The 12476-nt window shown below is 68.5% G+C and carries 7 protein-coding genes; 4 read left to right on the top strand and 3 right to left on the bottom strand.

From position 1 onward, the window contains the following. Nucleotides 1–197: 197 nt before the first annotated feature. Nucleotides 198–3833 (bottom strand): NPCBM/NEW2 domain-containing protein, encoded by a 3636-nt coding sequence (locus AB0B82_RS30450; protein WP_360176216.1) that lies wholly within the window; start codon nucleotides 3831–3833, stop codon nucleotides 198–200. A gap of 157 nt (nucleotides 3834–3990) precedes the next feature. On the opposite strand from AB0B82_RS30450, the gene AB0B82_RS30445 reads away from it, so the two are divergent. The 4 genes from AB0B82_RS30445 (at nucleotide 3991) to AB0B82_RS30430 (ending at nucleotide 11682) form a co-directional block, all read left to right on the top strand. Next, nucleotides 3991–5349 (top strand): hypothetical protein, encoded by a 1359-nt coding sequence (locus tag AB0B82_RS30445; RefSeq protein WP_360176213.1) that lies wholly within the window; start codon nucleotides 3991–3993, stop codon nucleotides 5347–5349. Between the two features lie 310 nt (nucleotides 5350–5659). After that, a complete protein-coding gene (topA, locus tag AB0B82_RS30440) occupies nucleotides 5660–8368 on the top strand; it encodes a type I DNA topoisomerase (RefSeq protein ID WP_360176211.1) in 2709 nt (902 codons plus the stop codon). A 16-nt stretch (nucleotides 8369–8384) separates the two neighbouring features. Then, a complete protein-coding gene (locus AB0B82_RS30435; RefSeq protein ID WP_360176208.1) occupies nucleotides 8385–8816 on the top strand; it encodes a Fur family transcriptional regulator in 432 nt (143 codons plus the stop codon). A gap of 76 nt (nucleotides 8817–8892) precedes the next feature. Beyond that, the gene (locus AB0B82_RS30430) at nucleotides 8893–11682 is read left to right on the top strand and encodes a glycoside hydrolase family 2 TIM barrel-domain containing protein (RefSeq protein WP_360176205.1); all 2790 of its coding nucleotides are present in this window, start codon (nucleotides 8893–8895) and stop codon (nucleotides 11680–11682) included. A 100-nt stretch (nucleotides 11683–11782) separates the two neighbouring features. Here the strand turns inward: AB0B82_RS30430 and AB0B82_RS30425 are convergent, their stop codons facing one another. Both AB0B82_RS30425 and AB0B82_RS30420 read right to left on the bottom strand, forming a co-directional pair. After that, the gene (locus AB0B82_RS30425) at nucleotides 11783–12190 is read right to left on the bottom strand and encodes a type II toxin-antitoxin system VapC family toxin (RefSeq protein ID WP_360176202.1); all 408 of its coding nucleotides are present in this window, start codon (nucleotides 12188–12190) and stop codon (nucleotides 11783–11785) included. Then, complete coding sequence (locus AB0B82_RS30420; protein WP_360176199.1) at nucleotides 12187–12462, bottom strand: type II toxin-antitoxin system prevent-host-death family antitoxin; 276 nt, start codon at nucleotides 12460–12462, stop codon at nucleotides 12187–12189. Before AB0B82_RS30420 ends, AB0B82_RS30425 begins: the two co-directional genes overlap by 4 nt. Nucleotides 12463–12476: the final 14 nt, after the last annotated feature.

Genomic DNA, 12476 nt, shown 5'->3' with positions numbered 1-12476 from the left:
CCACCGACCGCAACAACTACAAGATCACCCACACCATCCACATCCACGACGGTTGACAACCACACCCCAGCCCTAACTGAGCGGCATTGGGGTTGTGCCGGGAGAGGAGGGCCGGCGACTCGGGGGTGGGGAGGGGGGTGAGGGGTGAGCCGTGCGGGGGGCGGTGAGTGGGGGATGTGGTCGGGGTCTCGGGTGGGTCAGGGGTTGCAGGTGAGTTTGGGGACGGCCCAGTTGGCGTGGTCGCTGGTGATGCCGTCGCCGCCGTCGGTGACTTGGAGAGTGAGGGTCTGGGCGCCGGCGACATCCACCGTTGTGGTGGCTGTCGGGGAGGTGCCGGTGAGTTGGTCGGAGGTGTAGCGGGCGGTGCCGTCGGTCAGAACCTTGAAGGTGACCTTGCCACGGTCGTCGACCTCGTCGTCGATGCCGATTTTGCTGGTGAAACTCGTGCAGTTGCCGCCCAGGTGGACGCTGACGGACGACGGCGCGTGCGTTCCGAGGCCCTTCGCGTACGTCACGCCGTCGAGCGTGAGTGGACCACCGTCGCCGGCGCCGTCCTCGCCGTTGCTGTGGTCGCGCTCCACCGGGCCCCAACCGTTGGTGGAGTCAAGGAACTCGAGGTCGCTGACCCAGTTCTCACCCTTGGGTGCCGGAGGCAACGGTTTGTCGGCGATCGCGGCGGCGAAGAAGCCGAGGCCGCCGCCGGGGAGTCTGATCGCTTTCACGGTCTTGCCGGGAGTGAGCGGTACGGCGGTGTAGAACACGCGGTAGTCCGTGGTCGTGTTGCTCAGACCGGCTTGCGTGTAACGCCCCTTGACCGACACTGCGAGTTTCGCGCCGCCCGTGGTCGGGTCCTGGCAGCACCAGTTCGGCAGCTGGAACGTACCTTCGGAGGTCGATCCGTCGGTGTAGATGATCGACACCGTTCCGCGTGCGTTCAGGCTTGCGCCCGCACCGAGCAGCGCGAGATGTGATCCGGTACCCGATACCAGAATCGGCGCCGACTGGTTCTTCACGACGTTCGGTGTCCCGGGCGCACCGTCTGGCCAGGTGAACGTCGCACCTTCAACCTCCACCGTCGCGCCAGGCGTGTAGCCGGCGGCGGCCAGGGCCTCGCCGTTGAAGCTGTTGCCCGACCCATCGAAGTTCCCCTGCTGGTACGTCGACGCGTCGCTCACCCCGACCACGTTGGCGGCCTGCGACACCGATGCGTACGGCAACTGCGCCGTACCGCTCGCGAGATTCCCATAACGCTTGCCTTGAGCAACGTACGACGCCTTCAACGCCAACGTGAAACTTGCCGGCTGAACGTCCGCGCCGGGAGTGACCTGAAGCTTGGCCGCGACCGTCTGCCCGGGCCGCACCAAGGAAAACGTGTTCCTGCCGGACACGGTCCACCCGGCCGGGACCTGGACGTCAAGCTGCACGGAGCGCACCGTCGTCGCCGTGTCGTTGCGGAAGGACGCGGTCACCTCGGTGGCCTGCCCCGGCGCGTTCCACAGCGACGGCGTGCTCAGTTCAGGGGTGCCGAAGGTGTTCGCCACGTCCGGACCGCCGACGGCGGACGTCCCGCCGAGCTTCACCACAGCGTTCCGCGACAACGGAATCGACGCAGTTTGTACGCGCACCACACCGTCCGTGTAGGTCCATTGCGCCGGTCGCCCGTCGATGGTGACCTGATGCGGAGCGGAGCCCGTGTGAACGGTCAGCTCGTACGGACGACTGGCCGGCTTGCCGGCGTACTTCCCGACGCTGGCGCCGATCTTCACAACCACATCACCCCGACCACTCACCGGTGCCTCGACAGCAAACGTTTGCGTCGCGTGTGCTGAGGACCGAGTCACGCGGTCGTCCTCGTACAGGCTGAACGAGGACTTCCCGGACGGGTAGATGTCGACGGTCACCGGGTCGCCGGGGCGCTGCTCGGCCGCCGTGTTGACCCCGGCCTTCCACATCGGCACCACCGCGCCGGCCTTCACGAACAGCGGCAGCGTGACCAACCCAGCGTGGTACCCGTTGACCGTCGTCGGACCCTGGTACACCCGGCCCGTCCAGTAGTCGATCCACCGGCCCGCGGGCAGGTAGATGCCGTCGCGTACCTCGTCCGCGTCGTACATCGGTGCGACCAGGAACTCCTTGCCGGCCAGGAATTCGTACTTCGTGGTGTCGTCCCAGGTGGCAGGGTCGTCCGGGTACTCCAGCACCAGCGAGCGGTTCAGCGGTGCGCCGGTGCGGTGCGCCTCGGCAGCGTAGGTGTAGAAGAACGGCAGCAGCCGCTCGCGGAGCTTCAGGTACTTGCGGTTGATCGCCGTATAGGGATCGCCGTACGCCCAAGGCTGCTTGTACGCCGGCGTCGCCCACCCGGACATCGTCATGAACGCCGGGTTGAACACCTTCCACTGCAGGTCGCGGACGTACGACGTGGGCGAGCCGCCGAAGATCCCGTCCACGTCACCCGCGCTGTAGGCGATGCCCGAGTTGCCGGAGCCGTGGATCGCGGGTATCTGCCACTTGATGGCGTCGAGCGAGCCGCTGTGGTCTCCGGTCCACTGCACCGCGCACCGTTGTGCACCGGCCCAGCCTTCGACCATCCAGGCGAAGCCGCGCGCGTCGCTGTACTGCTCGATGCCGTCGTGGGCGGTGTCGCAGGCGGTCAGCGCATGCCGGTACCCCGGACCGACCCATGCGACATCGAGTTTGCGGACGCGGACGCCCGCCTCGCCGACCTCGGACTGCTGGCGGTCCAGGTTGGACTGGGTCCACAGACCCATCTCGATGTTCCGGGTGCGCAGTTCGTCACCGGCCTGCTTCAGCGCGGGGATGTCCCGCTTGCCCCACCAGGTGCCCTCGACCTGCTCGGACTCGGTAGTGGCGGAGTACCCGCAGCCGTAGTCGTCGTTGACGAGCATCCACCCGCCGGGCATGTCCTCGTCCTTGAACCGCTGCGCGACCTTGACCGCGTCCAGTGTTGTGACCTTGTCCGGGTGGACCTTCCAGTCGTTGCTCGGGTCCGGGTCGGTCGCGTAGTGACCGCGGTTGTAGCAGTCCGAGTCGCCGTACTCGAGGCCGTAGATCGGCGGCATGAACGGCCGGCCGGTGAGCTCGGTGTACCGGTCGAGCGACGTCTTGAGGTCACCGATGAAGTAGTACGCGTCGAAGCGCTGCTCGTCGTGGGTCGTGGCGACGGGGTCGGTGAACGTGTAGCTACCCGGGCTGAACGTGTTGCGGAAAACGCCGTACCCGGCGGTGCTCATGTAGTACGGCGACGCGTTCGGGTTGCCGCCGTCCTCCCAGTTGAAGTCCCGCGAGATCTTGATCGTCCGGTCGCGGTGCGTGAAGCGGCCGTTCTGCATGCCGCCGCCGAAGAACTGCTCGTTCGCGCCGCGGGTGAGGTTCTGCGTGGTCGAGGCGTCGGTCCACGACAGCGGCGCGGCCTCGGCCCACACCAGCTGCCCGTTCGAGCGGTACACCGAGAATTTCAGCGGCCGTTTCTGCGCCCGGACCTCGATCTTGCCGGTCGTGAGCGAGTAGTACGCGCCGCGGTCGCGCCAGGTCGTCTTCGGCGTGCCGTAGTCGGTCTTGACGACGATGTTCGAGCCCTCGCCGGTGTTGGCCGGGTCGGTGAACGTTCCGTCCGGTGCCATCCAGAGCCGGAAAACGTCGTCCTTAAGGAAAGCAACCCGGACTTTCGCGGCGCCGGCGCTGAGCGTGTACGTCGCGGCCTCGGCGGAGAACCCGGTGATGTCACCGAGCGTGGTGCCCGCGGCCTGCGCGGGAGCGGTGGCGTGCACAAGTGCACCGGCCAACAGGGCCACGGCGACCACTGAACGTTTCATGCGGACAAAGATGCTCACGAGTGCCTCACTTCACGCATCAATGAACAAGATGTGCACAGTGAAACGCACCGTCGACGGTTTGTCATCAGCTCGGCCTTGATGAAGTTGAGACGGTGTTGCCATCACGGGGTGAAACCTGACACTGACGATGAGTCACATGGCGAACTCGCGTCCCATCAGCACCACGGACCACCTCCTCACCCGGCGAAACGTTCTGCGGACCGGCCTGGCCGCCGGCCTCGTCGGGGCCGCGGTACCGGGCTTGGTGTCCGGTCCGGCGCAGGCCTCGCCGTACGACCCGACCCATGCCCCTGCCGCAAAGCACCCAGTCACCGCGGGTGAGCCGGACTTCCATCCGGTCCGCTTCCGGCTGCCCGCGCCGACCGGCCGCAAGGCCCTCGGCACGACCGCACTGCATCTGATCGACCGGGACCGGCCGGACCCGAGCATGCCGAGCGGTCACCGGGAGTTGATGATCAGCCTCTGGTACCCAGCCGCGCTGTCCGGTACGGCGCAGTACGCCAAGTACCTGCCGCCGAAGACCGCGGCCGCGGTGGACGAGGCGTGGACCGGCGAGGATGGGCTGGCGGTTCCACCGGGATCGTTCGACTTCGCGAACACTGTGACGCATTCGCGCGTCGACGTCCCGGTGCAGCGGCTGCGGCACCCCGTCGTCCTGTTCTCCCCCGGCTATCAGTACAGCCGGTTCGTGAACACTGCGCTGGTCGAGGATCTGGCGAGCCGGGGGTACGTCGTGGTGACGATCGACCACACCCACGAGGCGCCGGTGGAGTTCCCCCGCGGCCGGCTTCAGCCCGGGACATCGGAGCCCGCCGACGCGGGCCGCATCCGCCAGGCGGTCGAGACCCGGACCGCGGACACGCGGTTCGTCCTGAACCAGCTGGAGCGGATCGCCGGCGGCCGGAATGTCGATGCCGAGGGCAAAGATCTCCCGGCCGGGCTGGCCGACGGGCTCGACCTGCCCAAGGTCGGCATGTTCGGCATCGGGCTCGGCGGGTACGTCGCGGCGAACACGATGCTGGTCGACGACCGGATCCGGTCCGGGATCGACCTCGACGGCACGCTGCAGGACGACCGGGTGCGCGGGCCGCTGGGTGAGGTCGCCGAGAGCGGTCTGGACCGCCCGTTCCTGCTGTTCGGTTCCGACGAGACGCAGCGGACCGATCCCGGCAAGGAGTACTACGACCCGTCGTGGGCGAGTTTCTGGGCCGCCCGGCCCGGCGGGAAGCTGAACCTCACGCTGGCCGGCGCCAAGCAGAAGGCGTTCACCGATTATCAGTTCGTCTTCGCCCAGTTGTTCCACGAGATCTACGGCGACGACCCGATCATCACCTCGGTGATGACAGCGCTCGTGGGCCGCGTACCGCCCGCCCGGAGCGTGCTCGCCCAGCGCGAGTACGTCGGTGCGTTCTTCGACCAGACAGTGCGCCGGCGACCGGCCCTGCTGCTCCGCGGGCAGTCGTCGCGATTCCCCGAGGTGCGCTTCGTCCGCTGAGACGGCGTACGCTCGTAGCGGTCGCCCGGGGCACACTGTGGCGGTACCGCGACGCGCGGTGACGGTCTGTGTTCGCCACAGTCTGCAAGACTCAGGCACGCACTCTGGAAACCTCGGAGGGCATGCCAGGACCTTCACCGGTTACCGTGCGTTGAGAAATGCGTTGCCGTCGGCCGTACCCTGTCCTCGGGCAGGGCCGGTCTGTGCTCGGGGGAACAGACGCCGGGGCAGAGGCGTTGTCGGCAGCACGAGAGTAGGGAGCGCAGTGGCAGGGGCAGCAGGGACGAAGACAGCGGCGGGGACCCGTCTGGTGATTGTCGAGTCGCCGAAGAAGGCGCGGATGATCGCCGGTTTCCTCGGGTCCGGGTACGTGGTGGAGTCCAGCTTCGGCCACATCCGCGACCTGCCGAGCGGCGCGGACGAGATCCCCGCCAAGTACAAAGGCCTGCCCTGGGCGCGCCTCGGGGTGAACGTCGACGACCATTTCGACCCGCTCTACGTCGTGCCCGCCGACAAGAAGGCGCAGATCCGCAAGCTCAAGGACCTGCTCAAGGGCGCCGACGAGCTCTACCTGGCGACAGATGAGGACCGCGAGGGCGAGGCGATCGCCTGGCACCTGCTGGAGGAGCTGAAGCCAAAGGTCCCGGTCCGCCGGATGGTGTTCCACGAGATCACCCCAAAGGCGATCCAGGACGCGGTCGGCAACGCCCGGGACATCGACGAGGCGCTCGTCGACGCCCAGGAGGCGCGCCGCATCCTCGACCGGCTGTACGGGTACGAGGTCTCGCCGGTGCTGTGGAAGAAGGTCATGCCGCGGCTGTCGGCCGGCCGGGTGCAGTCCGTCGCGATCCGGATGGTCGTCGACCGCGAGCGGGAGCGGATCGCCTTCCGCAGCGCGTCGTACTGGGACCTGGACGCGACCCTCGACGCCGGTGCGAACCGGACGCCGCGGCAGTTCCCGTCCCGCCTGGTGTCGGTGGACGGCAAGCGCGTGGCCCAGGGTCGCGACTTCAGCTCGACCGGTGAGCTCAAGGGTGCGAACACGGTCCACCTGAACGAGCAGACCGCGACCGCGCTGGCGACGGCGCTGCGGGACTCGCAGTTCACCGTTCGCTCGATCGAGTCCAAGCCCTACACCCGCAAGCCGTACGCGCCGTTTCGGACCACCACGCTGCAGCAGGAGGCCGGCCGCAAGCTCGGCATGTCCGCCTCGCAGACCATGCAGGTCGCTCAGCGGCTCTACGAGAACGGCAACATCACCTATATGCGTACCGACAGTGTCACGCTGTCGGACACCGCCATCACTGCCGCCCGGGCGCAGGTCCGGGAGCTGTACGGCGCGTCGTACCTGCCGGACAAGCCGCGCGTCTACACCTCGAAGGTGAAGAACGCGCAGGAGGCGCACGAGGCGATCCGCCCGGCCGGTGAGGTCTTCCAAACTCCGGCGCAGACCGGTCTGACCGGCGCGGAGTACCGGCTGTACGAGCTGATCTGGATGCGGACGATCGCGTCCCAGATGAAGGACGCCGAGGGGCGCAGCGTCTCGATCAAGATCGACGCGACCGCCGCCAGCGGTGAGCAGTGCGAGTTCACCTCGTCCGGCCGCGTGATCACGTTCCACGGGTTCCTGAAGGCGTACGTCGAGGGCGCGGACGACCCGTCCGCGAGCACCGACGACCAGGAGACCCGGCTGCCGGACGTGGCCGAGGGCGACGTGCTGCCCGCGACCGAGGTGGTCGCGTCCGGGCACGAGACCAAGCCGCCGGCGCGCTACACCGAGGCCACGCTGATCCGCGAGCTCGAAGAGCGCGAGATCGGCCGGCCGTCGACGTACGCGTCGATCATCGGCACGATCCAGGCGCGTAAGTACATCTACAAGAAGGGCCAGGCGCTGGTGCCGGCCTGGCTGGCGTTCGCGGTCGTCCGGCTGCTTGAGGAGCACTTCACCCGGCTGGTGGACTACGCGTTCACCGCGACGATGGAGGATGTGCTCGACGAGGTCGCGGCCGGTGACCTGCAGCGCGAGGGCGTACTGGCCCGGTTCTACTTCGGTGACGACCAGCTCGAGGGCCTGAAATCGATGGTCACCGACCTGGGCGACATCGACGCTCGGGAGATGTCGACGTTCCCGGTCGGTGGCGACGACAGCGGCATCGTGGTTCGCGTCGGCCGCTACGGGCCGTACGTCGAGGACAAGGACGAGCGCCGCGCGAACGTGCCCGAGGACCTGCCGCCGGACGAGCTGACTGTGGAGAAGGCGCAGGAACTGCTCGCACAGCCGTCCGGCGTCGAGCACGAGCTGGGGACCGCGCCGGACACCGGCCTCAAGGTGGTCGCGAAGGCCGGACGGTTCGGGCCGTACGTGACCGAGGTGCTGCCGGAGGACGCGCCGAAGGGCGCGAAGCCGCGGACCGGGTCGCTGCTGAAGTCGATGACGCTGGAGTCGGTCACCCTCGAGGACGCGATGAAACTGCTGTCGCTGCCGCGGGTGGTCGGGACCGACCCGGAGAGCGGTGAGGAGATCACCGCGCAGAACGGGCGCTACGGGCCGTACCTGAAGAAGGGCACGGACTCGCGCTCGCTGTCGTCGGAGGAGCAGATGTTCGACATCACCCTCGACGAGGCGCTGAAGATCTACGCCGAGCCGAAGCAGCGCGGCCGGCGGGCCGCCGCGCCGCCGCTGAAGGAGCTCGGCGAGGACCCGGAGTCGAAGAAGCCGATCGTGGTGAAGGAGGGCCGCTTCGGTCCGTACGTCACCGACGGGGAGACCAACGCGACCCTTCGCAAGGACGACTCGGTGGACACGATCTCGCTGCTGCGCGCGGCGGAGCTGCTGGCCGAGAAGCGGGCCCGCGGTCCGGTGAAGAAGACCGCCAAGAAGGCCGCGAAGAAGACGGCCACCAAGAAGACCGCGGCGAAGAAGACGGCGGCGAAGAAAACGGCGGCGAAGAAGACGACCGCGAAGAAGACGGCGGCCAAGAAGACCGCCGCCAAGAAGACGGCGGCCAAGAAGTCCTGAGAGGGAGCGGCGCCCGATGACGAGTGCGGTCGAGGTCAGTGCGCAGCGGTTACGGGAGCGGGGTGAGCGGGTGACCCCGGCCCGGCTCGCGGTGGTCGAGGTGCTCGCGGGCACCGAGGAACACCTGAGCGCCGAGCAGATCGGCGAGCGGGCCGAGCAGCTCCGGCCGGGGATCCACCGCGCCACGGTCTACCGGGCGCTCGACGCGCTCGGCGAGTTCGGGCTGGTCACGCACGTCCACCTCGGCCGCGCGGGGACGACGTACCACCTGGCCGGCGACCTCGCTCCGCGGCATCTGCACCTGCGCTGCTCCGAATGCGGCACCGTGTACGACGCCCCGGGCGACGTGCTCGAATCCGCCCGGAAGAAGCTCGCCCGCGACCTCGGGTTCCATCTCGCCCCCGAGCAGGTGGCCCTGGTCGGGGTGTGCAAGGAGTGCCGGCCCTGACCTCTATCGGTCACCGCTGTCCATATCTGTTCATCGGTGTGGATTCATGAACGGTCAGGGCTTAGGCTCCTGGGTTGTGACTCATGACCACAGCTACGTCGAGGACTTCGCGTCCGGTGAGAACGTTCTGCCCCCGCGGGCCTGGCTGGACGACGACTCGGGTCGGGTGTCGTTGACCGGCGACTGGAGCTTCCGGCTGTCGCCGACCGTCGCGGACGCGCCGGACGACCTGAAGGACCCGGACACCTCAGGCTGGGACACCATCGCGGTCCCCGGTCATTGGCAGCTGAGCGGCTACGGCGCGCCGGCGTACACGAACGTGGTCTACCCGTTCCCGCTGGAGCCGCCGTACGTACCGACCGACAACCCGACCGGCGACTACGTCCGGACCGTCGCGGTGCCGGCCGACTTCGCGGGCGCCCGGATCGTGCTGCGGTTCGAGGGTGTGGACTCGCGGTTCGCGGTGTACGTGAACGGCGAATGGGTCGGCTGGTCGTCCGGGTCCCGGCTGGCCAGTGAGTTCGACGTCACCGAGCTGGTTGCCCCGGGCAAGGAAGCGCGGATCGCGGTGCGGGTGCACCAGTGGTCGACGGGTTCGTACGTCGAGGACCAGGACATGTGGTGGCTGTCCGGGATCTTCCGTGAGGTCACCCTGCTCGCGCTGCGCCCGGACGCCCCGACCGACGTGTTCGTGAAGGCTGCCTGGGACCACATCGACGGCGCGGGCACGCTGCTGGTCGAGTCCGACGTACCGGGCACCGTGTCCATCCCCGAGCTCGGGCTGGAACTGCCGACCGGCGAGCACACCCGGGTCGAGGGCGTGCAGCCGTGGTCGGCCGAGGTGCCGCGGTTGTACGACGCCGTACTGCGGACCGCGGGCGGCGAGGTGCGGTTGCGGATCGGGTTCCGGACCGTCGCGATCGTCGACGGGATCTTCACCGTCAACGGCAACCGGGTGCTGTTCAACGGCGTGAACCGGCACGAGTTCCACCCCGACCGCGGGCGGTCGGTGACCGAGCAGGACATGCTCGACGACGTCTTGATCATGAAGCGGGCCGGGATCAACGCAGTCCGCACCAGCCACTACCCGCCGCACCCGTACTTCCTGTCGCTGTGCGACGAGTACGGGCTGTACGTGATCGACGAGTGCGATCTGGAGACGCACGGGTTCGGGTACGAGCCGCAGCCGCCGAAGCTGCCGAACCCGGTGATGGACGAGCGGTTCCGCGACGACCTGGTGAACCGGATGCGGCGGACCGTGCACCGCGACAAGAACCACCCGTCGATCGTGATCTGGTCGCTCGGCAACGAGTGCGGCATGGGCGACAACCTCAAGGCGATGTACGACCTGGTGAAGGAGCTCGACCCGTCGCGGCCGGTGCACTACGAGCGCGACACCGAGGCCGAGTGGGTCGACATCTACTCGCGGATGTACACCTCGCCCGAGGGCTGCGCGGAGATCGGCGCGGACCCCGGCCTGTACCGGAACCTGCCGTTCATCCTGTGCGAGTACGGGCACGCGATGGGCAACGGGCCGGGCGGGCTGCTCGACTACCGCGAGGTGTTCGAGAAGTACCCGCGCTGCCAGGGCGGCTTCATCTGGGAGTTCATCGACCACGGGCTGCGGACCACCATCGACGGCCGCGAGGTCTACGCGTACGGCGGTGACTTCGGCGAGACGATCCACGACGGCAACTTCGTCTGCGACGGACTGCTGTTCCCGGACCGGACGCCGTCACCGGGCATGCTCGAGTACATCAAGGTGATCGAGCCGCTGCGAATCGTTGCCGACGGCAACCAGGTGTCGATCACCAACCGCTACGAGGTGCTCGACACCAGCCACCTGCGGTTCACGCTGCGCACCGAGGCCGAGGGTGAGGTCATCGGCGAGGGCGGGCTGCCGGTGCCGGTGATCGCGCCCGGCGAGACCGTCTCGGTCGAGCTGCCGCCCGGGATCGACAAGCAGCGCGCGGACGGCCGGCCCGAGACCTGGCTGACGGTCACCGCAGAGCTCGCCGAGGCAACCCCGTGGGCCGACGCCGGCCACCGGATCGCGTGGGGCCAGATCCGGCTGGACGAGTCGGTCGCCGCCGATGTCACGGTCAGCGGGTCCCCGGCCGTCGGTACCGCCGGTGTGCACGGAATCAGCGTCGCGGGCGTGCAGAACGCGCGACTCGACGTCTGGCGGGCGCCGATCGACAACGACGCCATCCCCGGTGTCGCGGACGCCTGGCGCGAGGAAGGCCTGCACCGGGTGCAGCACCGAATCGTTTCCCAGGGTGAAAACGACGGCGCCTGGGAGGTAGTCACCCGGACGGCGCCGCCGCAACTGCAGTGGGGTCTTCGGGCGACCTGGCGCTGGACCGCCGTCGACGGTGCAGTGGTCCTGCAGCTGAGCGTCGTACCCGAGGGGCTGTTCCCGGAGGTGCTGCCGCGACTCGGCATCACCTTCGAACTCCCGAAGGTGCAGCGGGTCGAATGGTTCGGCACCGGACCGAACGAGGCCTACGTCGACACCCGCGCGGCTGCCGCGGTGGGCAAGTACATCGCCACGGTCGCCGACCTGCAGACGCCGTACGTGCGACCGCAGGAGAACGGGCACCGCATCGACACCCGCTGGGCCCAGCTCGACGGCCTGCGCATCGAAGCCGTCGACCAACTGTTCGGTCTGACCGTCCGCGACTGGACCAGCGCCGCCCTCGAGAACGCCAAGCACGCCGCGGAGCTGGTCGCCGGTGACACCACCTACGTCACCCTCGACCTCGCGCAGACCGGTGTAGGCACCGCCGCGTGCGGCCCCGCCCTCCCCGACCGCGACAAGCTGAAGACCGCCCCGGCGGCCATCACCCTCCGCTTCACCAGCTGAGCCCGAATCCCCAGGCCATCACCATCCGCCGCACCCGCCCCACCAAGCGGCACCGGTCACGCCGGCGCCACTTGTGATGGCCTGGGGATCCGCGCAACGATCAGTTGGCTCCCGGAGCCGCCGTCGGCAACCCGATCTCGGCGGCCGCAGCCAGCAGGCGCTTGTCGTAGGTGACGAAGGCGGTGAGCGTCAGACCCTCCAGCGCCAATGACTGAGCGCTGGCGAGATGAATGGCATCGAGCGTGCGCAACATCGGCTCGGGGTAGGTCGCTGCCGTCGAGAGCACCGTGTCGTCCACCGGGACACGGTTCAGCCGCGCGAGGACGGTCGGGACGGCCGAGAGGCGGCCGGGGTCGGATCGGCGCAGCGCACGAGGCACCTCGGTGAGGACCAGCGACGACGCAGTCAGATCCTTGTCGGGCTGCGCAGCGAGCCAGTTCGCGAGTGCGTCGCTCTCGGCTTCGCGCCGGATCAGCTTCACGATCGCGGCCGAGTCGAGGAAGATCACAGACGCTCCTCGCGAAGGTCCGAGATGATGTCGGTCGAGTCGACCGTTTTGTCCACCTCGCCGGGCGGAAGCCGGAGCGGCCCCGGGTTGCTCGCCGGGATCAACCGGCCGCGACGGATGAGGTCGGCGCGGACGCTGGTGTCGTCGTCGATGGGAACGAGCCGGGCCGCCGGTCGGCCGCTGACGGTGATTTCGAGCGTCTCGCCGTTGGCGACCCGCGCCAGCACTGCGCTCGTGTGCTGGTTGAGCTCACGCACGGGGATCTTGTCCATGGCACCAGTGTAGA

Source organism: Kribbella sp. NPDC048915 (genome assembly GCF_040649595.1).
Classification (GTDB): Bacteria; Actinomycetota; Actinomycetes; order Propionibacteriales; family Kribbellaceae; genus Kribbella.
The sequence above is the reverse complement of the archived record's forward strand: the minus strand, read 5'-3'. Positions and strand labels throughout refer to the sequence as shown.

Bases quoted from the DNA above. Each gene is read 5' to 3' on its own strand.
- AB0B82_RS30450 (WP_360176216.1), bottom strand. From the start codon at position 3,833: ATGAAACGTTCAGTGGTCGCCGTGGCCCTGTTGGCCGGTGCACTTGTG.
- AB0B82_RS30445 (WP_360176213.1), top strand. From the start codon at position 3,991: ATGGCGAACTCGCGTCCCATCAGCACCACGGACCACCTCCTCACCCGG.
- AB0B82_RS30435 (WP_360176208.1), top strand. From the start codon at position 8,385: ATGACGAGTGCGGTCGAGGTCAGTGCGCAGCGGTTACGGGAGCGGGGT.
- AB0B82_RS30420 (WP_360176199.1), bottom strand. From the start codon at position 12,462: ATGGACAAGATCCCCGTGCGTGAGCTCAACCAGCACACGAGCGCAGTG.